This is a genomic window from Naasia sp. SYSU D00057, from assembly GCF_017916505.1.
Taxonomy (GTDB): Bacteria; Actinomycetota; Actinomycetes; order Actinomycetales; family Microbacteriaceae; genus Naasia.
Genome location: NZ_JAFMSZ010000001.1, coordinates 530,152 through 554,834, shown reverse-complemented (window position 1 = coordinate 554,834; position 24,683 = coordinate 530,152). Strand labels below are relative to the sequence as shown.

25 protein-coding genes are annotated in these 24,683 nt (G+C 72.5%); 24 read left to right on the top strand and 1 reads right to left on the bottom strand.

Translation table 11 applies throughout. From position 1 onward, the window contains the following. The first annotated feature begins 50 nt into the window (after positions 1-50). From J3P36_RS02600 to nusB, 13 genes are all read left to right on the top strand, one after another. The gene (locus J3P36_RS02600; RefSeq protein ID WP_210505698.1) at positions 51-458 is read left to right on the top strand and encodes a DUF948 domain-containing protein; all 408 of its coding nucleotides are present in this window, start codon (positions 51-53) and stop codon (positions 456-458) included. Positions 459-496: 38 nt separating this feature from the next. Then, positions 497-715 carry a hypothetical protein gene (locus tag J3P36_RS02595; protein WP_210505697.1) on the top strand — a complete coding sequence of 73 codons (219 nt, stop codon included), beginning with the start codon at positions 497-499 and terminating at the stop codon, positions 713-715. Positions 716-767: 52 nt separating this feature from the next. Continuing rightward, the gene (gene alaS / locus J3P36_RS02590) at positions 768-3,425 is read left to right on the top strand and encodes an alanine--tRNA ligase (RefSeq protein WP_210505696.1); all 2,658 of its coding nucleotides are present in this window, start codon (positions 768-770) and stop codon (positions 3,423-3,425) included. Beyond that, entirely contained in the window at positions 3,422-3,883 is a 462-nt protein-coding gene (gene ruvX / locus J3P36_RS02585) for a Holliday junction resolvase RuvX (RefSeq protein ID WP_210505695.1), read from the top strand. Before alaS ends, ruvX begins: the two co-directional genes overlap by 4 nt. A 10-nt stretch (positions 3,884-3,893) precedes the next feature. Then, positions 3,894-5,213 (top strand): endolytic transglycosylase MltG, encoded by a 1,320-nt coding sequence (gene mltG / locus J3P36_RS02580; RefSeq protein WP_210505694.1) that lies wholly within the window; start codon positions 3,894-3,896, stop codon positions 5,211-5,213. Further along, a complete protein-coding gene (locus J3P36_RS02575; protein WP_210505693.1) occupies positions 5,206-6,018 on the top strand; it encodes a shikimate dehydrogenase in 813 nt (270 codons plus the stop codon). Before mltG ends, J3P36_RS02575 begins: the two co-directional genes overlap by 8 nt. Positions 6,019-6,020: 2 nt before the next feature. Beyond that, positions 6,021-7,232, top strand: coding sequence for a chorismate synthase (gene aroC, locus J3P36_RS02570; RefSeq protein WP_210505692.1), 1,212 nt, complete (start codon positions 6,021-6,023; stop codon positions 7,230-7,232). Further along, positions 7,222-7,740, top strand: a complete 519-nt coding sequence (locus J3P36_RS02565; RefSeq protein ID WP_210505691.1) for a shikimate kinase — start codon at positions 7,222-7,224, stop codon at positions 7,738-7,740. Before aroC ends, J3P36_RS02565 begins: the two co-directional genes overlap by 11 nt. Beyond that, positions 7,737-8,813, top strand: coding sequence for a 3-dehydroquinate synthase (gene aroB, locus J3P36_RS02560; RefSeq protein ID WP_210505690.1), 1,077 nt, complete (start codon positions 7,737-7,739; stop codon positions 8,811-8,813). The genes J3P36_RS02565 and aroB overlap by 4 nt, the downstream gene beginning before the upstream one ends. Positions 8,814-8,893: 80 nt before the next feature. Continuing rightward, positions 8,894-9,343 (top strand): type II 3-dehydroquinate dehydratase, encoded by a 450-nt coding sequence (aroQ, locus tag J3P36_RS02555; protein ID WP_210505689.1) that lies wholly within the window; start codon positions 8,894-8,896, stop codon positions 9,341-9,343. A 15-nt stretch (positions 9,344-9,358) separates the two neighbouring features. Beyond that, positions 9,359-10,165, top strand: coding sequence for a class I SAM-dependent methyltransferase (locus tag J3P36_RS02550; protein WP_210505688.1), 807 nt, complete (start codon positions 9,359-9,361; stop codon positions 10,163-10,165). Between the two features lie 95 nt (positions 10,166-10,260). Further along, positions 10,261-10,824 carry an elongation factor P gene (gene efp, locus J3P36_RS02545; RefSeq protein WP_210505687.1) on the top strand — a complete coding sequence of 188 codons (564 nt, stop codon included), beginning with the start codon at positions 10,261-10,263 and terminating at the stop codon, positions 10,822-10,824. Position 10,825: 1 nt separating this feature from the next. After that, a complete protein-coding gene (nusB, locus tag J3P36_RS02540; RefSeq protein ID WP_210505686.1) occupies positions 10,826-11,251 on the top strand; it encodes a transcription antitermination factor NusB in 426 nt (141 codons plus the stop codon). A gap of 71 nt (positions 11,252-11,322) precedes the next feature. Here nusB and J3P36_RS02535 read toward each other — a convergent pair whose 3' ends face one another. Continuing rightward, a complete protein-coding gene (locus J3P36_RS02535) occupies positions 11,323-11,856 on the bottom strand; it encodes a DUF417 family protein (RefSeq protein ID WP_210505685.1) in 534 nt (177 codons plus the stop codon). A 323-nt stretch (positions 11,857-12,179) separates the two neighbouring features. Here J3P36_RS02535 and pyrR point away from each other — a divergent pair, with 323 nt between their 5' ends. The 11 genes from pyrR to metK all read left to right on the top strand — a co-directional run bounded on the left by pyrR (position 12,180) and on the right by metK (position 24,677). Beyond that, on the top strand, positions 12,180-12,740 hold the full coding sequence (gene pyrR / locus J3P36_RS02530) for a bifunctional pyr operon transcriptional regulator/uracil phosphoribosyltransferase PyrR (protein ID WP_210505684.1): 561 nt from the start codon (positions 12,180-12,182) through the stop codon (positions 12,738-12,740). Beyond that, positions 12,737-13,684, top strand: a complete 948-nt coding sequence (locus J3P36_RS02525; protein ID WP_210505683.1) for an aspartate carbamoyltransferase catalytic subunit — start codon at positions 12,737-12,739, stop codon at positions 13,682-13,684. The genes pyrR and J3P36_RS02525 overlap by 4 nt, the downstream gene beginning before the upstream one ends. After that, positions 13,681-14,988: a dihydroorotase gene (locus tag J3P36_RS02520; protein WP_210505682.1), complete on the top strand. Its 1,308-nt coding sequence runs from the start codon at positions 13,681-13,683 to the stop codon at positions 14,986-14,988. The genes J3P36_RS02525 and J3P36_RS02520 overlap by 4 nt, the downstream gene beginning before the upstream one ends. Beyond that, a complete protein-coding gene (locus J3P36_RS02515; protein WP_210505681.1) occupies positions 14,981-15,511 on the top strand; it encodes a hypothetical protein in 531 nt (176 codons plus the stop codon). Before J3P36_RS02520 ends, J3P36_RS02515 begins: the two co-directional genes overlap by 8 nt. A 3-nt stretch (positions 15,512-15,514) precedes the next feature. Further along, positions 15,515-16,783 carry a glutamine-hydrolyzing carbamoyl-phosphate synthase small subunit gene (gene carA, locus J3P36_RS02510; RefSeq protein ID WP_210506559.1) on the top strand — a complete coding sequence of 423 codons (1,269 nt, stop codon included), beginning with the start codon at positions 15,515-15,517 and terminating at the stop codon, positions 16,781-16,783. Next, a complete protein-coding gene (gene carB / locus J3P36_RS02505) occupies positions 16,783-20,112 on the top strand; it encodes a carbamoyl-phosphate synthase large subunit (protein WP_210505680.1) in 3,330 nt (1,109 codons plus the stop codon). Before carA ends, carB begins: the two co-directional genes overlap by 1 nt. Further along, on the top strand, positions 20,109-20,987 hold the full coding sequence (pyrF, locus tag J3P36_RS02500; protein ID WP_210505679.1) for an orotidine-5'-phosphate decarboxylase: 879 nt from the start codon (positions 20,109-20,111) through the stop codon (positions 20,985-20,987). The genes carB and pyrF overlap by 4 nt, the downstream gene beginning before the upstream one ends. Then, the gene (gmk, locus tag J3P36_RS02495) at positions 20,984-21,871 is read left to right on the top strand and encodes a guanylate kinase (protein ID WP_307806919.1); all 888 of its coding nucleotides are present in this window, start codon (positions 20,984-20,986) and stop codon (positions 21,869-21,871) included. Before pyrF ends, gmk begins: the two co-directional genes overlap by 4 nt. Before the next feature lie 24 nt (positions 21,872-21,895). Then, positions 21,896-22,150, top strand: coding sequence for a DNA-directed RNA polymerase subunit omega (rpoZ, locus tag J3P36_RS02490; protein ID WP_210481372.1), 255 nt, complete (start codon positions 21,896-21,898; stop codon positions 22,148-22,150). Positions 22,151-22,166: 16 nt separating this feature from the next. After that, complete coding sequence (gene coaBC / locus J3P36_RS02485) at positions 22,167-23,384, top strand: bifunctional phosphopantothenoylcysteine decarboxylase/phosphopantothenate--cysteine ligase CoaBC (RefSeq protein WP_210505678.1); 1,218 nt, start codon at positions 22,167-22,169, stop codon at positions 23,382-23,384. An 87-nt stretch (positions 23,385-23,471) separates the two neighbouring features. Then, positions 23,472-24,677 carry a methionine adenosyltransferase gene (metK, locus tag J3P36_RS02480; RefSeq protein WP_210505677.1) on the top strand — a complete coding sequence of 402 codons (1,206 nt, stop codon included), beginning with the start codon at positions 23,472-23,474 and terminating at the stop codon, positions 24,675-24,677. Positions 24,678-24,683 lie beyond the last annotated feature (6 nt).

The window sequence follows — 24,683 nt, the reverse complement described above, 5'->3', positions numbered from 1 at the left end:
GATCACCTTCGGGTGGTCCGCTCCTCGCATTCTCGGGAAGGAATGGATCCATGGACGGTGGCGACATCGCCGGTCTGATCGCCGCGGCCGTGTTCGCGATCCTCGTCGCGCTGCTCGCGATCCCGCTCGTCAAGCTGGGCAGGGTCCTCGACCAGACGACGGCCTCGATCCGGGAGGCGACCGACGGCATCACGCCGATCCTGTCCGAGACCACGACGACCATCCGCGAGGCGAACAAGCAGCTCGCCCGCGTCGACACGATCACCGGGAGCGTCGCCGACGTCTCCGGCAACGTGTCCGCCCTCGTCGCCCTGTTCGCGGCGTCCGTCGGCGGACCCCTGATCAAGATCGCGGGCTTCAGCGCCGCCGTCCGAGCCGGGATCGCCGGCCTCCGCGGCGCCGAGAAGGCCGCGGCGCCGGACGGCGCCCGCACCAAGCGGAAGCCCCGCACGAAGTAGACTGGACCGCTCCCGGTTCCGCATCCGAAGGGATCGTCATGAAGAAGGCACTGTGGCTCGTGCTGGGCGTGGCGCTCGGGTACCTCCTGGCGCAGGGCGTCCGCCGCTCCTCCTCGGGGCAGGAGTCGCTCGGCGGCCTCGAGGCACGGGCACGGGAGTTCGGCAAGACCGTCGCCGACGCGTATCGGGCCCGCCAGGCCGAGCTGCGCGCCGCGATCGGCACCGCCGAGACCAGCGACTCCGACCTCATCAAGTAGCCGCGCCGGCGGGGTTCCGCCCGGCCGCGACTCCGACACCGACAAAGGTTCCATGCAGACTGCCGATATCCGCCGGCGCTGGCTCGAGTTCTTCGGCGAGCGCGGGCACGCCGTGGTGCCGTCCGCCTCGCTCGTGAGCGACGACCCCACCCTCCTCTTCACGGTCGCCGGCATGGTGCCGTTCATCCCGTACCTCACCGGGCTCGTGCCTGCGCCGTATCCGCGCGCGACGAGCGTGCAGAAGTGCATCCGCACCCTCGACATCGACGAGGTCGGCAAGACGACGCGGCACGGCACGTTCTTCCAGATGAACGGCAACTTCTCCTTCGGCGACTACTTCAAGGAGGGGGCGATCGGGTTCGCCTGGGAGCTCCTGACCTCGCCCGAGTCGGCCGGCGGGCTCGGCTTCGACGAAAAGGACCTCTGGGTCACCGTCTACCACGACGACGACGAGGCCGCGGGCATCTGGCGCAAGACCGCGGGGATCCCGGAGAGCCGCATCCAGCGCCGCGGCAAGGCCGACAACTTCTGGCACACCGGGCAGCCCGGCCCGGGCGGCCCCTGCTCCGAGATCTACTTCGACCGCGGCCCGGCGTACGGCGCCGACGGCGGTCCGGAGGCCGACGAGAACCGGTTCATCGAGATCTGGAACCTCGTCTTCATGCAGTACCTCCTCAGCGACGTGCGCGGGAAGACGGACTTCGACATCGCGGGCGACCTCCCGCGGCGCAACATCGACACGGGCATGGGGCTCGAGCGGGTGGCGTTCCTCAAGCAGGGCGTCGACAACCTGTACGAGATCGACCAGGTGCGGCCGGTCCTCGACCGGGCGGCGGAGCTGTCGGGTCGCCGCTACGGGGCCGACCACGAGGACGACGTGCGCATGCGGGTCGTGGCGGACCACGTCCGCAGCGCGCTCATGCTCATGGCGGACGGCGTCGCCCCGGCGAACGAGGGCCGCGGCTACATCCTCCGCCGTCTGATGCGCCGCACCGTGCGGGCGATGCGCCTGCTCGGCGTCGAGGACCCGACCTTCCCCGAGCTGTTCCCCGCGTCCCGAGACGCGATGCGCGACTCGTACCCCGAGGTGCAGCACGACTACGACCGGATCGGCCGGCTCGCCTACGGCGAGGAGGAGACGTTCCTCCGCACCCTCGCCGGCGGCACCACCATCCTTGACGTCGCCGTCTCGAACACCCGCAAGTCGGGCGCGTCGCAGCTGCCCGGCGACACGGCGTTCCTGCTGCACGACACGTACGGCTTCCCGATCGACCTCACGCTCGAGATGGCGAGCGAGGCGGGCCTCTCCGTCGACCGCGCCGCGTTCGACACCCTGATGTCCGAGCAGCGCGCCCGCGCGAAGGCCGACGCCAAGGCGAAGAAGAAGGCGATCGCCGACCTCTCCGCCTACAGCGAGTTCCGCGCGGCGGGGGAGACGCGGTTCACCGGGTACGAGTACCTGCAGACCGAGACCACCGTGCTCGGCATCCTCGCCGAGGGCCGCTCGGTCCGGTCCGCGAAGGCGGGGGAGACCGTGGAGGTCATCCTCCGCGAGACCTCCCTCTACCCGGAGTCGGGCGGCCAGGAGGCGGACGCGGGCACCATCGTCGGCGCGGGCTTCGAGCTCGAGGTCCTCGATGTGCAGCGCCCGGTGAAGGGGCTCATCTCCCACCGGGTGCTCGTGAGCTCCGGTGAGGTGGCGGTCGACGACGCCGCGACCACCCTGGTCGACTCGGTGTGCCGCAAGGGCGCGACCCAGGCGCACTCCGCGACGCACCTCGTGCACGCGGCACTCCGCCAGGTGCTCGGGCCGGACGCCCACCAGTCCGGCTCGTACAACAAGGCCGGCTACCTGCGCCTCGACTTCAGCTGGAACAAGGCGCTCTCGCCGGCCACGCGCAGCGAGATCGAGGACGTCGCGAACCGCGCCATCCAGCAGGACTACGAGGTGGTCACCCGGATCCTGCCGATCGACGAGGCGAAGGCGCTCGGCGCGATGGCCCTGTTCGGCGAGAAGTACGGCGACACCGTGCGGATGGTCGACATCGGCGGCCCGTGGTCGCGCGAGCTGTGCGCCGGCACCCACGTGGCCTCGAGCGCCGAGGTCGGACTCATCAACCTCGTCAGCGAGTCGTCCGTCGGTTCGACGAACCGTCGCATCGAGTCCCTCGTGGGCCCGGAGGCGTTCCGCGAGTTCGCGACCGAGCGCGCCATCGTCAGCCAGCTGACGACCGAGCTCAAGGCGCCGAAGGACCAGCTGGCGCAGCGGGTCGGCGACCTGATGGCGAGTCTCAAGGCCGCCGAGCGGCGCATCGCCGAGTTCGAGCAGCAGGCCCTCGCCGGCCGCGTTCCGGCCCTCGCCGGCGCCGCGCGCCCGGTGGGCCGGGTCACCGCGGTGCTCGAGTCGGTCGGCTCACTCCGTTCGAGCGACGAGCTGCGCTCTCTCGCCACGAGCGTGCGGGAGCGGCTGTCGGCGCAGGCTGCGGTCGTCGCCCTCGCGGCGGAGGTCGGCGGCAAGCCCGCCGTGCTCGTCGCCACCACGCCCTCCGCCCGCGAGGCCGGCGTCAAGGCCGGCGTGCTCGCCCGCACCGCGGCGAGCGTGCTGGGCGGCGGTGGAGGCGGCAAGGACGACATCGCGCAGGGCGGCGGCGCGGACGCGTCCGCGATCCCCGCCGCGCTCGAGGCGATCGCGGAGCAGCTGCCACGGTGAGCGGCGTGCGTCCCGGGGTGCGGCTGGCGGTCGACGTCGGCCGCGCCCGGGTCGGCCTCGCCGCGAGCGATCCGGCGGGCTCCCTCGCGTTCCCCGTCGAGACGCTGCCCCGCAGCAGCGACATCGTCGGCCGCATCGCCTCCGAGGCGGCCGAGCGGAACGCGCTCGAGATCGTCGTCGGGCTCCCGGTGTCGCTCTCGGGCGGGGACACGCCGTCGACCGCGGACGCGCGGGACGTCGCCGCCGCCCTGGCGGCGGCCTCGACCGTGCCCGTTCGCCTCGTGGACGAGCGCCTCAGCACGAGGAGCGCCCAGTCCGCGCTGCACTCGGCCGGTCGCACCACACGCTCGTCCCGCTCCGTCGTGGACCAGGTCGCCGCGGTTATCATCCTCCAGCATGCTCTCGACTCGGAGCGCTCCGGCGGACGGCCGCCGGGCGTGGTCGTCGAGCCGAACTGAAAGACGTGTCGTGTCCCAGACTCCACCTCCCGGCGGCGCAGCCGGCTCTCGCGGCACCTCGACCCCGTCCTGGGACGAGCTCCTCGGACCCGACGAGGCCCGGGAGCGGAGGGTGGCCGACGAGCAGCTGACCCGCCGTGAGCTGCGCGACCGCGAGGCCGCCCACGCGGCCGGCCGGGTCCGGACACGGGAGCGCACGGAGCCCTCCGCGAGCTTCGGCTTCCCGGACACCGAGCCGCCACGGCGCAAGCGCCGCTGGGTGCCGTGGGTCGTGGCCCCGCTCGTCCTGCTGCTCGTCATCGGCGGCGGGGGAGCGGCCGCGGCGTTCCTGATCATGCCCGACTGGCCCACCCGCATCGCCTCCTACCTGGACGGCCCGGAGTCGCTCGACTATTCCGGCGGCGGCCACGGCCAGGTCGACATCGTGGTCCAGGAGGGCGACATCGGCTCGGACATCGCCGTCACCCTCGAGCAGGCCGGCGTGACCAAGACGTTCGACGCCTTCTACAGCCTGCTGATTGCCGAGGGCGACCCCTCCTTCCAGCCCGGCACCTACCGGCTCAAGGAGGAGATGAGCGCCCGCGCCGCGCTCGACGCGCTCCTCGATCCGGCGAGCAAGCTGCAGAATCAAGTGCTCGTCCGCGAGGGCGAGATTATCGCCAGCGCGCTCGCGACAATAGCGGCGAGCACCGAGATCCCGATCGAGGAGCTGCAGGCCGCCGCGGCCGACTGGGGCTCGTTCGGCCTGCCGCCCGGCGCGCAGAGCCTCGAGGGCTACCTCTACCCCGCGACCTACACGTTCGACCCGGGCATGAACGCCCACCAGGCGCTGCAGATGATGGTCGACCGCGGGCTCCAGGAGCTCGACAACCTCGGCGTGCCCGTGGAGGACCGCCACCGGATCGTCACCTTCGCGTCGCTGATCCAGCGCGAGTCCGGCCCGAACATCCCGGACATGGCGAAGATCGCGCGGGTGTTCCAGAACCGGCTCGACCAGGGCATGCACCTCCAGTCGGATGCGAGCGTGAGCTACGGCACCGGCCGGCACGACTCGGTGTTCACGACCAACGAGGAGCGCGCCGACGCGTCGAACCCCTACAACACCTACGCGAACCCGGGGCTTCCCGCGGGACCGATCGGCAATCCGGGCGCCGACGCTCTGAACGCCGCCATGCACCCGGCGGACGGCTCCTGGCTCTTCTTCGCGACGGTGAACCTGCAGACGGGCGAGACGGTCTTCTCCACGACGATCGACGAGCACGACGCGGCCGTGCGCCGCCTGCAGGAGTGGTGCGCGGCGAGCGACGCCAACGCCGCCTACTGTGGCTGAGCGCCGCCGGCTGGCGGTGCTCGGTTCGCCGATCGCGCACTCGCGTTCGCCCCAGCTGCACGGCGCCGCCTACCGCGAGCTCGGGCTCGACTGGGAGTACGAGCGCGCCGAGGTGCGCTCGGGAGACCTCGCCGGCTTCCTCGGCGGTCTCGACGCGTCCTGGCGGGGCCTGTCCCTGACGATGCCGCTGAAGCGCGAGGTGCTGCCGCTCCTCGACACTGTGGATGCGACCTCGACGCTCACCGGCGCCGCGAACACCGTCCTCCTGTCCGAAGGGCTGCACGGCTTCAACACGGACGTCGAGGGCATCTCGCGCGCCTTCGCCGAGCGGGGGCTGCCGAGCCTCGGCACCGCGGTCGTCCTCGGCGGAGGGGCGACCGCCGGCTCCGTGCTCGTGGCCCTCGCCCGAGCCGGCGTCGCCGCCGTCACCGTGGCGCTGCGCACCCCGGAGCGGGCGCTGCCGCTCGCGGAGCTCGCCGAGCGGCTCGGCATGGCGGTCGCCGTCGCCCGGCTCGGCGACCCGCTGCCCGCCGCCGACCTGCTCGTCAGCACCCTGCCGGGCGAGGCGCCGCTGCCCGACCTCGCCGGCTTCCCGCGCACGGCGGCCCTGCTCGACGTCGCCTACGAGCCCTGGCCGAGCCGGCTGGCCGACGGATGGGAGGGCCCCATCGTCAACGGACTCGACATGCTCCTGCACCAGGCGCTGCTCCAGGTGCGCGTCTTCGTCCAGGGCGACCCGGCCGCGGAGCTGCCGGGCGAGGAGGCCGTGCTCAAGGCCATGCGCGCCGCTGTGGGAGGATTCTGAGCATGCTTCGTTGGCTCACCGCCGGGGAATCGCACGGGCCCGAGCTCGTCGCGATCCTCGAGGGACTCCCCGCCGGGGTGCCCGTCTCACTCGACGGCATCCGTGCCGATCTCGCTCGCCGCAAGCTCGGCTATGGACGCGGATCGCGGCAGAAGTTCGAGCAGGACGAGCTGAGCCTCTCCGGCGGCGTCGTGCAGGGCCGCAGCATCGGCAGCCCCGTCGCGCTCCGCATCGGCAACACCGAGTGGCCCAAGTGGGCCGAGGTCATGAGCCCCGAGCCGACCGAGCTCACCGAGCGCTCCCGCGGCCGCGGCGCCGCCCTGACCCGGCCCCGCCCGGGCCACGCCGACCTGACCGGCATGCAGAAGTACGGCTTCGACGAGGCGCGCCCGGTGCTCGAGCGGGCGAGCGCCCGGGAGACCGCGGCCCGCGTCGCGCTCGGCGCGGTGGCGCGCTCGTTCCTCGAGCAGCTCGGCGTCCGCCTGATCAGCCACACGCTCTCGATCGGCCCGGTCCGCGTGCCCGACGGCGCCGCCCTCCCCACGCCGGGCGACCTCGCGACCGTGGACGAGGATCCGCTGCGGTGCTTCGACCCCGCCACCTCCGCGCTCATGGTCGCCGAGGTCGATGCGGCCAAGCGCGACGGTGACACGCTCGGAGGCGTCGTCGAGGTGCTCGCCTACGGCCTGCCGCCGGGACTCGGCTCATACGTGCACTGGGACCGCCGCCTCGACGCCCAGCTCGCCGCCGCGCTGATGGGCATCCAGGCGATCAAGGGAGTGGAGGTCGGCGACGGCTTCGCGACCGCGGCCCGCCGCGGCTCCGCCGCCCACGACGAGCTGGTCCCGGGCCCGGATGGCATCGAGCGCGTCACCGATCGCGCGGGCGGCACAGAGGGCGGCATGACGACCGGCACCGTCCTGCGGGTCAGCGCCGCCATGAAGCCCATCTCGACCGTTCCGCGGGCGCTGCGCACCATCGACGTCGCCACCGGCGAGGTCGCCTCCGCGCACCACCAGCGCTCCGACGTCTGCGCTGTGCCGGCCGCCGGTGTGGTGGCCGAGGCCATGGTCGCGCTCGTCCTCGCGAACGCGGTCGTCGAGAAGTTCGGCGGGGACTCGGTCGGCGAGACCCGCCGCAATCTGAAGGCGTACCTCGCCGCCATCCCCGAGACGCTGCGCACGAGCGCGACGGTCGACGCCCGTGGCCACTGACGCCGCCGGCCCGCTGCTCGTGATCATCGGGCCGCCGGGCGCCGGCAAGACGAAGGTCGGCAAGCGGGTGGCCCGCCGGCTCGGGGTGCCCTTCGCCGACACGGACAAGACGATCGTCGCGGAGCACGGACCGATCGCCGACATCTTCGCCGAGCACGGCGAGCCCCGCTTCCGGGCGATCGAGCGCGAGCACGTCGAGCGCGCCCTCGCCGGCGAGGGCGTCGTGTCGCTCGGCGGGGGAGCGGTCCTCGACCCGCGCACCCAGGCCGACCTGCACGAGCGCCGTGTCGCGCTCATCACCGTGTCCGCCGAGGCGGTCGGCGAGCGGCTGCAGGGCGAGAAGCGCCCGCTGCTCGCCTCGGGCGGCGTCGCCGCCTGGAAGGCGCTCGTCGAGCAGCGCCGCCCGCTGTACGAGGCGCTCGCCCGGCGCAGCTTCGACTCGTCCTCGCGCCCGATGGACGCGGTGGCCGACGACGTCGTCGCCTGGCTGCGTGAGGAGGGCCTGTGACCGAGACGACGCGCATCCCCGTCCGCGGCACCGACGGCTACGACGTGCTCGTCGGCCGCGGGCTGACCTCGGCCATCGCCGACGCGCTCGGCTCCGGCGTGCGCAAGCTCCTCGTCATCCATCAGCCCTCGCTCGGCGCCCGCGCGGACGCCCTGCGCGAGGCCCTCTCCGGCCGCGTCGAGGTGCTGCTCGCCGAGGTGCCCGACGGCGAGTCGGCGAAGCGCGTGGAGGTCGCCGCGTTCTGCTGGGGCATCCTCGGCCAGGCCGACTTCACCCGGTCCGACGCGGTCCTCGGCTTCGGCGGCGGCGCCGTCACCGACCTCGCCGGGTTCGTCGCCGCCACCTGGCTCCGCGGGGTCGCCCTGATCCAGGTGCCGACCACCGTCCTCGGCATGGTCGACGCGGCGGTCGGCGGAAAGACCGGGATCAACACGGCCGAGGGCAAGAACCTCGTCGGCTCCTTCTACGCGCCGCGTGCCGTGGTCGCGGACCTCGACCACCTGGACACGCTCCCGCGCAACGAGATCCTCGCCGGCTTCGCCGAGGTCGCGAAGGCCGGGTTCATCGCGGTGCCCGAGATCCTCGACATCCTCGAGGCCGACCCGGCCCAGGCCACCGACCCCACGACGCCCCAGTTCCGCCGCGTCATCGAGCTCGCGATCGGCCTGAAGGCCGACGTGGTCTCCGAGGACTTCACCGAGGCGGGCCGGCGCGAGATCCTCAACTACGGCCACACGCTCGGGCACGCCATCGAGCACGCCGAGCGGTACCAGTGGCGGCACGGCGCGGCGGTCGCCGTCGGCATGGTCTACGCCGCCGAGCTCGCGCGCCTCGCCGGCCGGCTCAGCGACGCCGCGGTCGACCGGCACCGCAGCGTCCTCGGCTCGCTCGGCCTGCCGATGGAGTACCCGGCCGGCCGGTGGCAGAGCCTCCTCGCGACGATGCGCCGTGACAAGAAGGCCCGCGGCGCGCTGCTGCGCTTCATCGTCCTGGACGACATCGGCAAGCCCACCGTCCTGCAGGGCCCTGAGGACCAGCTGCTCTTCGCCGCCTACCAGGAGATCGCCTCCTAGGTGCCCGTTCCGGCGCCGAGCGACCGCTGCGCCGCTTTTCGCGCCGCAGCGGGCACTCGGCGGGTGGGTATTGTTGGCCCGTGACTCGCGTGCTGGTGCTCAACGGACCGAACCTCGGACGGCTGGGGACCCGCGAACCGGACGTCTACGGCAGCGCCACCCTCGACGACCTGCGGGCGAGGCTGGAGGAGGACGCGCCCGAGGGCGTCGGGATCGAGCTGCGGCAGACCGACGACGAGGGCACGCTGATCGGCTGGCTGCACGAGGCCGTCGATGAGGGCATGCCCGTCATCCTCAATCCGGCGGCGTTCACCCACTACTCGTACGCGCTGCGCGACGCCGTCTCGATTGTGACCGAGGCGGGACTGCCGCTCATCGAGGTGCACCTCTCCAACCCGCACGCGCGGGAGGAGTTCCGGCACACGAGTGTCGTGACGGGCGTGGCCACCGGCGTGATCGCGGGTCTAGGCTTCGACTCGTACCGGCTCGCACTCTCCGCGGTCCTGCGCCGCATTCCTGCCGCATCCTGACGGAAGGAGGGGACGATGGCGTCCTCCGATTCTGCTTTCGCGGGCTCCATCCCCGCCGTCTACGAGCGCGAGCTCGGCCCGATGCTGTTCGAGCCGTATGCGCAGGCGCTCGCTGAGCGGGTCGACGGCCTCCGCGACGGAGCACTGCTCGAGACGGCGGCCGGCACCGGCATCGTGACCGCCGCCCTCGCCCGGACGCTTCCGCCCGAGGTGGCGATCACCGCGACGGACCTCAACCCCGCGATGCTCGCCGTCGCCACAGCGAAGCCCGGCATGGAGCGAGTGGTCTGGCAGCCCGCCGACGCGCTCGCCCTGCCCTTCGGCGACGCCGAGTTCGACGTCCTCGTCTGCAGCTTCGGCGTGATGTTCTTCCCGGACCGGGACAAGGGCTACGCCGAGGCGGCACGGGTCCTCCGGCACGGCGGGCGCATCCTCCTCACCGTGTGGGACTCCCTCGACCACAACGACTTCACCCGCGTCGTGCAGGAGGACGTCGAGCGGGCATTCCCGGACGATCCGCCCGACTTCATCCGCCGCACGCCCTTCGGCTACGCGGACGGCGACCTCATCCGCAGCCAGGTGGAGGCGGCCGGCTTCACCGGGGTCGAGGTGGAGACGGTCGCGCTGCCGTGCCGGGTCCGGGACGCGCGGCAGGCGGCGGAGGGCATCTGCCAGGGCACGCCGCTGCGCCTGCAGCTCGAGGCGCGCGGTGCCGACCTCGAGGCGGTGACCGCGTCGGCTGCCGCCGCCGTCGCGGAGCGGTTCGGGTCGGGTCCGATCGTCGGGCGGATGCAGGCGCTCGTGGTCTCCGCCACCCGCTGACCCCCTCCGCAGGCCCGCCCCGCCCCGGGGCATTACACTTCTGGGGGCGTTCCGGACGGTTCCCGGCGCCGATCCGCTTCACGAATAGGACCCCCATGGCCTCTACCGCTGACATCCGCAACGGCGTCGTGCTCAACATCGACGGCCAGCTCTGGAACGTCGTCGAATTCCAGCACGTCAAGCCGGGCAAGGGCGGCGCCTTCGTCCGCACCAAGCTGAAGAACGTCGTGACCGGCAAGGTCGTCGACAAGACCTACAACGCGGGCGCCAAGGTCGACATCGAGAACGTCGACCGCCGCGACTACCAGTACCTCTACCGCGACGGCGACGACTTCGTCTTCATGGACACGACCGACTACGAGCAGATCACCGTCCCGGCGAGCGTCGTCGGCGACGCGGCGAACTTCCTGCTCGAGAACCAGACCGCGACCATCGCGCTCAACAACGGCAACCCGCTGTACGTCGAGCTCCCCGCGTCCGTCGTGATGGAGATCACCTACACCGAGCCCGGCCTGCAGGGCGACCGCAGCAACGCGGGCACCAAGCCGGCGACGATCGAGACCGGCTACCAGATCCAGGTGCCGCTGTTCGTCGGCCAGGGCACCAAGGTGAAGGTCGACACGCGGACGGGCGACTACCTCGGCCGCGTGAACGACTGACGTGTCGGCACGCACGAAGGCCCGCAAGCGGGCACTGGACATCCTCTACGCCGCCGACGTGCGGCAGGCGCCCGTCGGGGACCTGCTCGAGGCGGAGGCGAAGCGCGCCGCCGGCGAGCCGCAGCGGCAGGCGAGCTGGCTGTACGCCCGTGACATCGTCGACGGGGTGCAGGACCACCGCGGCGAGATCGACGACCTGATCACGACGCACGCGCAGGGCTGGACGCTCGCGCGGATGCCCGCGGTGGACCGCGCCATCCTCCGGATCGGCGTCTGGGAGCTGCTCTTCAACGAGGAGATCCCCGCCGCGGTCGCGATCGACGAGGCGGTGGAGCTCGCCAAGGAGCTCAGCACCGACGAGTCGTCCGGCTTCGTGCACGGCGTCCTGGCCGCGGTCGGCCGCGCCGGAACCTCCGCCGCCGGCTGAACCGCAGCACGACAGAACGACGAGAACGCCGCCCCGGGTGCCCGGGGCGGCGTTCGTCGTTTCGGTGGCTGCTACCGGGTGCGGCGCGCCCGGCTGAAGGCGGCGACCGCGAGGGCCGCGGCGATGAGGACCAGGTTCTTCGCGATGAACTCGCCGGTCATGGTGGCGAGGAACGGGTTGCCGCCCTCGAACACCTCGGCGGGGTGCACGAACGCGACGAGGAACGTCGAGGTCAGGTGCACGACGATCGCGGCGCAGACCCACGGCACGAGGATGTTCGCGAGCAGGGCGACGCCGGCGATCACCTCGAAGACGCCGAGGCCCACGACCACGGTCTGGCCGGGCAGGAACGGCAGCATGCTCGCGACGAGGTCGGCGATGGGGCTCGCGCCGATCACCTTGAGCGCGCCGAACCAGATGAAGACGACGGCCAGGGCGACCCGCAGGGCGGGAGCGGAGACGACGCGGAGGATCCGCAGCACGGCCTCCTCGGTGCGGAGGATCCAGCCGAGCGGGCCGGCGGCGGTGGGGGCGGTCCGGCCGGCGGTCTCGAGGGAGGAGGAGGTCGCGGCGACGGGGGCCGTGGGGGTGAGGAGCGTGGACATCTTCGGGCCTTTCGGATGGAGGTCGGTGCAGGTTCCTGCGTGTCTCCGACGCTATGGAGACCGCCGTCCCGGGCCCCAGGGAGGCCGGTCACGACCCTCCGGGACCGGATGTCCCGTCCGCCCGGGACGGCGGTGTCCCGCCCGTCCGTCGCCGAATGCGCCTCGAAACGCCGACTGCACCCTGGGCACGGGGTGCACTCGGTGCTCCAGGGCGCACTCGATGAACAAGTCCGGCGGCCGAGCGGCGCCCCTCCCGCGGGCGGGTAGGGTGGAGGGGTTCGACATCCTTTAAGGCCGTCCGGTGAGGCGGGGAAGGAGGTCAGGTGACTGCGCGTGCCGTGCTGCAGCAGGCTGACATCACGCGGGCATTGACCCGCATCGCCCACGAGATCCTCGAGCAGAACCGGGGCATCGACGGTCTCGTCCTCCTTGGCATCCCCACCCGGGGCGTCGAGCTCGCCGAGCGGATCGCCGGGCTGCTCACCTCGTTCGCGGCGGCCGAGAACCCCGGCTGGACCTGTCCGGTCGGATCCCTCGACGTGACCATGTACCGCGACGACCTCGGCCGGAACCCCGTGCGCAGCACCGCTCCCACGCGCCTTCCCGCCGAGGGCATCGACGGGAAGACCGTCGTGCTGGTCGACGACGTGCTCTACTCCGGCCGCACCATCCGCGCCGCGCTGGACGCCCTCGCCGACCACGGCCGCCCCGCCGCCGTGCGGCTCGCGGTGCTCGTCGACCGCGGGCACCGGGAGCTGCCGATCCGGCCCGACTACGTCGGCAAGAACCTGCCCTCGGCCGCCAGCGAGCGGGTCAACGTGCGCCTGACCGGCACCGACGGCATCGAGGCCGTCACCATCGAGGACGGCGGATCCGCCGCGTGAAGCACCTGCTCTCCACCCGGGACCTCGACCGCGACACGGCGGTCCGGATCCTCGACACCGCGGAGGACATGGCCGCCACGCAGCAGCGCGAGGTCAAGAAGCTCCCGACCCTCCGCGGCAAGACGGTCGTCAACCTCTTCCTCGAGGACTCGACCCGCACCCGCATCTCGTTCGAGGCGGCCGCGAAGCGGCTCTCCGCGGACGTCATCAACTTCGCCGCGAAGGGCTCGAGCGTCTCCAAGGGTGAGTCCCTGCAGGACACGGCCCAGACCCTCGAGGCGATCGGCGCCGACGGGATCGTGCTGCGGCACTGGGCCTCCGGCGGCCCGGCCGTGCTCGCCCGCAGCGGCTGGATCGCCTCGAGCGTCGTCAACGCCGGCGACGGCACCCACGAGCACCCGACACAGGCGCTCCTCGACGCGTTCACCCTCCGGCGCCGCCTGCACGGCGAGGCGAGCCGGGGGAGGGACCTCGACGGCGTCTCGGTCCTCATCGTCGGCGACATCCTGCACTCGCGGGTGGCGCGCTCCAACGTGTGGCTGCTCACCACGCTCGGCGCCCGCGTCACACTCGTGGGGCCGCCCACCCTGCTGCCGCACGGCATCGCGGACTGGCCGGTCACCGCCCTCCACGACCTCGACGCCGCCATCGCGGACACGGACCCGGACGCGGTGATGATGCTCCGCGTCCAGCGGGAGCGGATGAACGAGGCCTTCTTCCCGAGCGCCCGGGAGTACTCGGCGGGATGGGGCCTCACCGTCGCGCGCTTCGCCGCGCTGCCCGAGCGGACGGTCGTCATGCATCCCGGTCCGATGAACCGGGGCTTCGAGATCTCCTCGGCGGCGGCCGACTCGCCCCGCTCGACGGTGCTCGAACAGGTCGCCAACGGCGTCTCCGTCCGCATGGCGGCGCTCTACCTGACCCTCGCGGGAGGAGCGGAATGACCGCGTACCTGATCACCGGCGCCGCCCTCGCGGACGGCCGCACCGTCGACCTGGTGCTCGACGGCGGCATCGTCGCCGAGGTCGGGACCGGCCTCAGCCGTGCCGGCGCCACCCGGATCGACGCGGACGGGCTGCTCGCGCTGCCGGGTCTCGTCGATCTGCACACCCACCTCCGCGAGCCCGGCGGCGAGGGCTCGGAGACGGTCCTCACGGGCTCGCGCGCCGCGGCCGCCGGCGGCTACACGGCGGTCAGCGCCATGGCGAACACCAGCCCGGTGGCCGACACCGCGAGCGTCGTCGAGCAGGTGCAGGCCCTCGGTGAGGCGGCCGGCTACGTGACGGTCCGTCCCATCGGCGCGGTCACCAAGGGACTCGGCGGTGAGCAGCTCGCCGACATCGGCGCCATGGCCCGCTCCCGGGCCAGGGTGCGGATGTTCAGCGACGACGGGTTCTGCGTCGCCGACCCGCTGCTCATGCGCCGCGCACTCGAGTACATCCGCGGCTTCGGCGGAGTGCTCGCCCAGCACGCGCAGGAGCCGCGCCTGACGATCGGTGCGCAGCTCAACGAGGGGCCGACGAGCGCGGAGCTCGGCCTTGCCGGCTGGCCCGCCGTCGCCGAGGAGGCGATCATCGCCCGCGACGTGCTCCTCGCCCAGCACACCGGCGCCCGCCTGCACGTCTGCCATCTCTCGACGGCCGGCTCCGTGGAGCTCGTCCGCTGGGCGAAGAGCCGCGGCATCGCGGTCACCGCGGAGGTCACCCCGCACCACCTGCTGCTCACCGACCGGCTCGCTGAGGGCTACGACGCCCGCTACAAGGTGAACCCGCCGCTGCGCTCCGACGCCGACGTGGAGGCGGTCCGCGCCGGCCTCGCCGACGGCACGATCGACGTCGTCGCGACCGACCATGCGCCGCACCCCGCCGACAGCAAGACCGCCGAGTGGAGCGAGGCCGCGAACGGCATGGTCGGGCTCGAGTCGGCGCTGTCCGTCGTCCACGAGGCGATGGTCGAGACCGGGCTGCTCGACTGGGCGGGCGTCGAGCGCGTGATGTCCGCAGCGCCCGCCCGCATCGGCGGCATCTCCGGGCACGGCGAGGCGATCGCGGCCGGCTCGTCGCCGGAGATCGTGCTGTACGACCCGTCCGCCCGCAGCGACTTCGCGGCCGAGCACCTCGCCGGCCGCAGCCGCAACTCGCCCTACCTCGGGCGCCGCCTTCCGGGCCGGGTGGTCGCGGTGTTCCACGAGGGGCGGCCGACCGTCCTCGATGGCGCCGTGACCCCGCAGGAGGCGCTGCGTGCCTGAGCAGCTCGTCCCGACCCTGGTGATCGGCGCCGTCGTCGTCCTGGCCTTCGCGGGCATGGCGCTCGGCTGGCGCCGCCGGGTCCGCCGGCAGAGCGGTCTCGGTCCGGTGGCGGCGCTGCCGGCCGACCCGGGCACGCCGCGCGTCACCGCCGAGGTGCTCTACGTCGCCACCACGCTCCGCGACCAGCCGCTCGAGCGGGTCGCCGTCGCGGGCCTCGGGCACCGTGCCCGCGCCACCGCCCAGGTGTTCCCCGGCGGGCTGTCGCTCGCCCTCGCGGGACGGGACGCCGCCTGGATCCCCGCCGCGGACCTCGACGGCGTCGGCCGGTCGACCTACGCCATCGACCGCGGCGTGGAGCCCGGCGGGCTCCTCCGGATCTCCTGGGATCTCGGCGGCAACCCGGTCGACACCTACCTGCGCCCGCCCTCCGCGGCGGACGCCTCCGCCCTCCTCGACGCGATTCAGCGCATCGTGCGCGGTTCGGTAGCGTCGAGTCCCGACACCAGCGAAAGAGGATTCTGAGTGATCTCCCGCGAGCCAGCAGTCCTGGTCCTCGAGGACGGCCGCCGCTTCCGCGGCCGTGCCTACGGCGCCCGTGGCCGCACGTTCGGCGAAGCCGTCTTCGCCACCGGCATGACCGGCTACCAGGAGACGATCACCGACCCGTCGTACGCGGGTCAGATCGTGCTCCAGACGGCGCCGCACATCGGCAACACCGGCGTCAACGACGAGGACCCCGAGTCCCGCCGCATCTGGGTCGCCGGCTACGTCGTGCGCGACCCCTCCCGCGTCGTGTCCAACCACCGCGCCGTCCGCAGCCTGGACGACGACCTGGTCGCCCAGGAGGTCGTCGGCATCAGCGGCATCGACACCCGCGCCGTCACCCTGCACCTGCGCGACAAGGGCGCCATGCGCGCGGGCATCTTCTCGGGAGCCGACGCGAGCCTTCCCGAGGATCAGCAGCTCGAGCTGGTGCGCGAGAGCCCCGAGATGACCGGCTCCCACCTCTCGAGCGCGGTGTCGACCGAATCGCGCTACACCGTGCCGGCCGAGGGCGAGCGGATCGGCTCCGTCGCCATCCTCGACCTGGGCATCAAGGCGGCGACGATCCGCGCCCTCGCCGAGCGCGGCTTCGACGTGCACGTCGTGCCCGAGTCGACGACGGTCGAGGAGCTCTTCGAGCTCGACCCGAGCGCTGTCTTCTACTCGAACGGCCCCGGCGACCCGGGCGCCTCGGACGACCACGTCGAGCTGCTCCGAGCCGTCCTGCGCCGGGGGACGCCGTTCTTCGGCATCTGCTTCGGCAACCAGCTGCTCGGCCGCGCGCTCGGCTTCGGCACCTACAAGCTGCCGTTCGGTCACCGCGGAATCAACCAGCCCGTGCTCGACAAGCGCACCGGGCGCGTGGAGATCACCGCGCACAACCACGGATTCGCCGTCGAGGTGCCCCGCGGCGGGCCCGTCGAGACCCCGGCGGGCTTCGGCCGCGCCGAGGTGACCCACGTCGACCTCAACGACGACGTGGTGGAGGGCATCGCGTGTCTCGACATCCCGGCGTTCAGCGTCCAGTACCACCCGGAGGCGGCGGCCGGCCCGCACGACTCCCAGTACCTCTTCGACCGGTTCCGCGACATGGTGCTCGCCTCCCGGCGCTCACCGGAGGAGGCGATCGCCGTCGAGGCCGAGCCGCAGGTCACCCCGAGGGACGTCTCGCCGACCGCCGGCGCTGATGCCGCGGGCCTGAATACCGCCGCCGGCGCGGCCGCGAACGACACGGAAAGCAGCAACGACTGATGCCCAAGCGCGACGACATCAACAGCGTCCTCGTCATCGGCTCCGGGCCGATCGTCATCGGCCAGGCCGCCGAGTTCGACTACTCGGGCACGCAGGCCTGCCGCGTGCTGCGCGAGGAGGGCGTGCGCGTCATCCTCGTGAACCCGAACCCGGCGACGATCATGACCGACCCGGGCTTCGCCGACGCCACCTACATCGAGCCGATCACCAGCCAGTCCCTCGAGGCGATCATCGTCAAGGAGAGGCCGGACGCGGTCCTCCCGACCCTCGGCGGTCAGACGGCGCTGAACGCCGCCATCGCGCTCGAGGAGGCCGGAATCCTCGCGAAGCACGGCGTCGAGCTGATCGGCGCCAAGGTCGAGGCGATCCGCAAGGGCGAGGACCGGCAGCTGTTCAAGGACCTCGTGATCGAGGCGGGCGCCGACGTGGCGCGGTCGCACATCGCGCACACCGTCGAGGAGGCGCTCGAGTTCGCCGAGGACCTCGGCTACCCGCTCGTCGTCCGGCCCTCGTTCACGATGGGCGGCCTCGGCTCCGGCTTCGCCTACACGCCGGAGGAGCTCGTCCGCATCGTCGGCGACGGCCTGCACTCGAGCCCGACCACCGAGGTCCTGCTCGAGGAGAGCATCCTCGGCTGGAAGGAGTACGAGCTCGAGCTCATGCGCGACACTGCCGACAACACGGTCGTCGTCTGCTCGATCGAGAACGTGGACCCGGTCGGCGTGCACACCGGCGACTCGATCACCGTGGCGCCGGCGCTCACGCTGACCGACCGCGAGTACCAGCGGCTCCGCGACATCGGCATCGACATCATCCGGCTGGTCGGCGTCGACACCGGCGGCTGCAACATCCAGTTCGCGATCGACCCCGCGAACGGCCGCGTCATCGTCATCGAGATGAACCCGCGCGTGTCCCGCTCGAGCGCGCTCGCGAGCAAGGCGACGGGCTTCCCGATCGCGAAGATCGCCGCGAAGCTCGCGATCGGCTACCGGCTCGACGAGATCCCTAACGACATCACGCGGGTCACCCCGGCGAGCTTCGAGCCGACGCTCGACTACGTCGTGGTCAAGGTGCCCCGGTTCGCGTTCGAGAAGTTCCCCGCCGCGGACGCCCGGCTCACGACGACCATGAAGAGCGTCGGCGAGGCGATGGCGATCGGCCGCAACTTCTCGACGGCGCTGCAGAAGGCGCTGCGCTCGCTCGAGAAGCGCGGCTCCTCCTTCAGCTGGGCGCCGTCGACCGAGCCGGCCGCGGCCCTGGTGGAGCGGGCCGAGATGCCGACCGACGGCCGAATCATCACCGTCCAGCGCGCCCTGTTCGCCGGCGCGAGCGTCGAGGACCTGTATGCCGCCACGGGCATCGATCCGTGGTTCCTCGACCAGATCGCGCTGATCAACGAGGTGGCCGCCGACATCGCGGCCGCCGACCAGCTCGACGCCGACGTGCTGCGGCTCGCGAAGGAGCACGGCTTCTCCGACGCGCAGATCGGCGAGCTGCGCCGGCTCGCGGAGGGCGAGGTGCGCGCGGTCCGTCACGCCATGCGGGTCCGTCCCGTCTACAAGACGGTCGACACGTGCGCCGGCGAGTTCCCAGCGCTCACGCCCTACCACTACTCCTCGTACGACGAGGAGAGCGAGGTGCGGTCGAGCGACCGGGACAAGGTGATCATCCTCGGCTCGGGCCCCAACCGGATCGGCCAGGGCGTCGAGTTCGACTACTCGTGCGTGCACGCGGCCTTCGCGCTGTCGGACGCCGGGTACGAGACGATCATGATCAACTGCAACCCGGAGACGGTGTCGACCGACTACGACACGTCCGACCGGCTCTACTTCGAGCCGCTCACCCTGGAGGACGTGCTCGAGGTCATCGACGCGGAGGCCGCCTCCGGCCGGGTCGTCGGCGTCGTCGTCCAGCTCGGCGGGCAGACCGCGCTCGGGCTCGCGAAGGGCCTCGAGGCGGCCGGCGTGCCGATCCTCGGCACCTCGCCCTCCGCGATCGACCTCGCCGAGGAGCGCGGGCTCTTCGCCGGCATCCTCCGTGACGCGGGCCTCGTCGCGCCGAAGAACGGCACCGCGACCGACGTCGCGGGCGCCCTCGACGTCGCCGAGTCGATCGGCTATCCGGTGCTCGTGCGGCCGTCCTACGTGCTCGGCGGACGCGGCATGGAGATCGTCTACGACCGGGCCCAGCTCGAGGACTACTTCTCGCGCATCGAGGGCCAGGGGATCGTCGGGCCGACGCATCCGCTGCTCGTCGACCGCTTCCTCGACGACGCGATCGAGATCGACGTCGACGCGCTCTACGACGGCGAGCGGCTCTACATCGGCGGGATCATGGAGCACATCGAGGAGGCCGGCATCCACTCCGGCGACTCGAGCTGCACGCTGCCGCCGGTCACGCTCGGCCAGAGCCAGATCGCGGCCGTCCGCGAGGCGACCCTCGCGATCGCCCAGGGCATCGGCGTCCGGGGTCTGCTCAACGTGCAGTACGCGATCGGCGCGGGCGTGCTCTACGTGCTCGAGGCGAACCCGCGCGCGTCGCGGACCGTGCCGTTCGTGTCGAAGGCGCTCGGCATCCCGCTCGCCAAGGCGGCCTCCCTGCTCATGGTGGGGCAGAGCATCGACTCGATGATCGACTCGGGCCTGCTGCCCGCGCAGGACGGCTCGCTCGTCCCGGCCGGCTCCCCGGTCGCCGTCAAGGAGGCCGTGCTGCCGTTCAAGCGGTTCCGCACCGCCGAGGGCCGGATCGTCGACAGCCTGCTCGGGCCGGAGATGCGCTCCACCGGCGAGGTCATGGGCATCGACCGCGACTTCCCACGCGCGTTCGCGAAGAGCCAGCAGGCGGCGTACGGCGGGATGCCGCTGTCGGGCACGGTGTTCGTCTCGGTCGCCGACCGCGACAAGCGCTCCATCGTGCTGCCGGTGCTCCGGCTGCAGGAGCTCGGCTACTCCCTGCTCGCCACCGAGGGCACCGCCGAGGTGCTCCGCCGCAACGGCATCTCCGCCGACGTCGTCCGCAAGCACAGCGAGCGCGGGGTGCCCGGCGCGCCGACCATCGTCGACGTCATCGAGCAGGACGCGGTCGACGTCGTGATCAACACGCCGTCCGGGGGAGCCTCCCGCGCCGACGGCTACGAGATCCGCGCCGCGGCCGTGGCCGGCGACAAGCCGCTGTTCACGACCATTGCGGAGCTGTCCGCGGCGGTCGCGTCGGTCGAGGCGATCAAGGCCGGATTCGAAGTCACGTCGCTGCAGGAATACGCTGATCAGCGCGCCACCTCCGCTGGGGTGACGGGGGACACCAAACCGGGAAGGAGTGCGCTCGGATGACCGCTGGTATCCCGACGCCCTTCGGGGATCGGCTTGCGGCGGCTTTCGACGCCCACGGCCACCTGTGCATCGGAATCGATCCGCACGAGTACCTGCTCAAGGAGTGGGGCCTGCCGCTCAGCGCGGTCGGCGCCCATGAGTTCGGGCTGCGGGTGATCGAGGCCTGCGCGGGACGCGTCGGCATCGTGAAGCCGCAGGTCGCGTTCTACGAGCGGTTCGGGTCGATCGGCTTCCGGGTGCTGGAGGACGTGCTCGTCGAGGCCCGCAAGGCAGGGCTCGTCGTCATCGGCGACGTCAAGCGCGGCGACCTCGGGTCGACGCTCGAGGCGTACGCCCAGGCCTGGCTGAGCCCCGGCTCGCCGCTCGAGGTCGACGCGATGACGATCAGCGCGTACCAGGGCTTCGGCGCTCTCAAGGCGCCGCTCGAGTTCGCCGAGAACGCCGGCAAGGGCCTGCTGGTCCTCTCCGCCACCTCCAATCCGGAGGCGGAGGCGGTGCAGACGTCGATCATCCAGCGCGAGACCCAGGCCGGGAAGACGGTCGCCGGCGGCATCGCCTCGCGCGTCGCTGGCTGGAACGCCGAGCACCGGATGGGCGACCGCCTCGGGTCGATCGGCGTCGTGCTCGGCGCGACCATCGACTTCGCCGACGTCGGCATCGACCTCGACGAGCTCGCCGCCCCGCCCGCCGCGCCGATCCTCGCACCCGGCTTCGGCTTCCAGGGCGCCGAGTTCCGCGACGTGCGGAAGATCTTCGGGGTCGCCGCGGACCAGGTGATCGTCACCGCGTCCCGCAGCATCCTCTCCGCCGGTATGGAGGGGATCGGCGCCGCGATCGACGCGCAGGTGCGCCAGGTGGCGGAGGCGTACGCGTGAAGCCGCCCGAGGTCGACCGCATCGCCGGGTCCCGCGCGGCCGTCGCCGCACGGCGCGCCCGCGCGGAGGTGAAGCGGCAGGTCGCGAGCGGTGAGCGCACCGCGAGCGACGTCCTCGACGCGGCCGACGCCGAGCATCCCGCCGAGGCCAGCCTCCGGGTCAGCGAGCTGATCGGCAGCATCCCGTGGCTCGGCCCGACCCGCACCGCGCGGATCATGTCCGAGCTCGGCATCTCGCCCTCCAAGCGCGTGGGCGGCCTCGGCGTGCACCAGCGCAAGCGCCTCCGCGAGTTCCTCGTCGAGCGGCAGAAGCGCAAGATCGAGCCGGGCGCGCTCGTCGTGCTCGCCGGCCCGACCGCCGTCGGCAAGGGCACGGTCTCCACCTACATCCGGGACAACCACCCGGAGGTGCTACTCTCGGTGAGCGCGACGACGCGTCCGCCGCGGCCCGGCGAGGTCGAGGGCGTCAACTACTACTTCGTGGACGACGCCGAGTTCGACCGGATGATCGAGGCCGGCGAGTTCCTCGAGTGGGCCACCGTGCACAACGCGTACCGCTACGGCACGCCCCGGCCGCCGATCACCCGCGCCCTCGCCGAGGGCAAGAGCGTCCTCCTCGAGATCGACATCCAGGGCGCCCGCCAGGTCCGGCAGGTCTTCCCGGAGGCGCGACTCGTGTTCCTGCTGCCGCCCAGCTGGGAGGAGCTGGTGCGCCGGCTCACCGGCCGCGGCACCGAGGACGCCGAGGAGCAGGAGCGGCGGCTGCGCACCGCCCACGACGAGCTGGCGGTCCAGGACGAGTTCGACTACAGGGTCGTCAACGTCGACGTGCCGACCGCGGCCCGCGAGGTCGTAGACTTGATGCCGACTTCGCCCGGATACTGATCCGCGGCAGATCAGGAGGAACCCATGACCAGCACCAAGTCCGCGGGCATCATCGACCCGCCCATCGACGACCTGCTCAGCAAGGTGGACTCCAAGTACGCGCTCGTCCTGTTCGCGTCCAAGCGTGCCCGCCAGATCAACGACTACTACGCCGACCTCCACGAGGGCAGCCTGTTCGACAACGTCGGGCCGCTCGTGGACTCGTCGATCGACGACAAGCCCCTCTCGGTCGCGCTCCGCGAGATCAACGAGGACAAGCTCGTCGTCAAGGCTCTCTGAGCCACCCCTTCCAGGGATGGCATCGGGCGAGGGCGGCCGCCTTCGCGTCGTCGTCGGGATCACCGGCGGCATCGCGGCGTACAAGGCGGTCGCCCTCGTGCGCCTGCTCGTCCTCGCCGGCCATGACGTCTCCGTCGTGGCCACCCCCTCCGCGCTGAGGTTCGTCGGAAAGCCGACCCTCGAGGCGATCAGCCGCAACGAGGTCGGCACCGACCTGTACGAGGGCGTCGCCGAGGTGCGCCACGTCGCGCTCGGTCAGGCCGCCGACGTGATCGTCATCGCCCCGGCCACCGCGAACTCGCTCGCGAAGCTCGCTCACGGCCTCTCGGACGACCTGCTCGGCACCACGGTGCTCGCGAGCTCCGCCCCGCTCGTCGTCGCCCCCGCGATGCACACCGAGATGTGGGAGAACCCCGCCACCGTCGCCAACCTCGCTCTGCTGCGCGAGCGCGGCGTCCGCGTCGTGGGTCCCGGCACCGGCGCGCTGACCGGCAAGGACGTGGGCGCCGGCCGGATGGCCGAGCCCGAGGAGATCCTCGCCGCCACGCTCGCCGCCGTCCGGCCGCAGGACCTCGCCGGGCGGCGCATCCTCATCACGGCCGGCGGCACACGCGAGCCCCTCGACCCCGTCCGGTTCCTCGGCAACCGCTCGAGCGGGCGTCAGGGAGTCGCCCTCGCCGAGGCCGCCCGCGACCGCGGGGCCGCCGTCACCCTCGTCGCCGCGCACCTCGAGGTCCCGCCGCCGCACGGCGTGGCGCTGCACCAGGTCGGCACCGCCGAGGAGCTCGCCGTCGCCGTCGCCGGCTTCGCCGCCGAGGCGGACGCCGTCATCATGGCCGCCGCGGTCGCCGACTACCGTCCCGCCGTCGTCGCCGACGCGAAGCTCAAGAAGGAGGCGCTGGGGGAGGAGCACGAGCTCCGCCTGATCCGGAACCCGGACATCCTCCGCGCGCTCACCTCCGGCGAGCTGGCGCCCTCGCGTCCCGCCGGGCAGGTCGTGATCGGCTTCGCCGCCGAGACCGAGCAGGACCCCGAGCGGATCCTCGCCGTGGCCCGCGAGAAGGCCGCCCGCAAGGGCGTCGACTTCCTCGTCCTCAACAGGGTGGGCTGGGCGGAGGGTTTCGCCACCGCGGAGAACGCCGTCACGGTGCTCGACGGGCACGGCTCTATAGTTGGCGAGGCCGCGGGCGACAAGCTGTCGGTGGCCCACCGCATACTCGACGTGCTCGTCTGAACCCGGGCACGGCTCGTTCCGGAGCCCGGGCGCCGCTCGTCCGAGCTCGCGTGCGGGCCCTCCCGCCGACCGTTTCTGGAGCGACATTTGGCTGCACTGCGCCTGTTCACCTCGGAGTCCGTGACCGAGGGGCACCCTGACAAGATCTGCGACCAGATCTCGGACTCGATCCTCGACGCCCTGCTCGAGCAGGACCCGGGCAGCCGGGTCGCGGTCGAGACGCTGGTCACGACCGGGCTCGTGCACGTCGCCGGCGAGGTGACGACCGAGGGCTACGCGGACATCCCGGGCATCGTCCGGCGCCGCATCCGCGAGATCGGCTACGACTCCTCCGAGAAGAGCTTCGACGCCGACAGCTGCGGCGTCTCGGTGTCGATCGGCTCGCAGTCGCCCGACATCGCCCAGGGGGTCGACCGCGCCGCCGAGGTCCGCGAGGCGGCGGCCGCCGGGCGCTCGAGCGACGAGTTCGACCTGCTCGGCGCGGGCGACCAGGGCATCATGTTCGGCTTCGCGACGCGGGAGACCCCGCAGCTGATGCCCGTCCCGATCTGGCTCGCGCACCGGCTGGCCGAGCGGCTGGCCGAGGTCCGCCGGCAGGGCGTGCTCGACTACCTCCGCCCGGACGGCAAGACGCAGGTCACCGTCGGCTACGAGGGGCACACCCCGCGCAGCGTCGAGGCGGTCGTGCTCTCCACGCAGCACGCCCCCTCGGTGTCGACCGCGCAGCTGCAGGCCGAGGTCGAGGAGACGGTCATCCGGCCCGTCCTCGAGCATGCGCCGCTCTCCGCCGGCGATGTGCGCCTCTTCATCAACCCGACGGGCCGGTTCGAGATCGGCGGCCCGAAGGGCGACGCCGGGCTCACCGGCCGCAAGATCATCGTCGACACCTACGGCGGCGCGTCCCGGCACGGCGGCGGCGCGTTCAGCGGCAAGGACCCGTCGAAGGTCGACCGGTCGGCGGCGTACGCGATGCGCTGGGTGGCGAAGAACGCGGTCGCCGCGGGTCTCGCCGACCGCCTCGAGGTGCAGATCGCCTACGCGATCGGCCGCGCCGCACCGGTGGGCCTCTACGTCGAGACGTTCGGCACGGGGGCCGTCCCGGACGAGACGATCATCGCCGCCATCCGCGAGGTGTTCGACCTGCGTCCCGCGGCGATCATCCGCGACCTCGACCTGCTCCGACCGATCTACGCCCGAACGGCGACCTACGGGCACTTCGGCCGGGAGCTGCCCGGGTTCACCTGGGAGCGCCTCGACCGCGTCGACGACCTGCGCAGCGCGGCCGGGCTCTGACCGGCA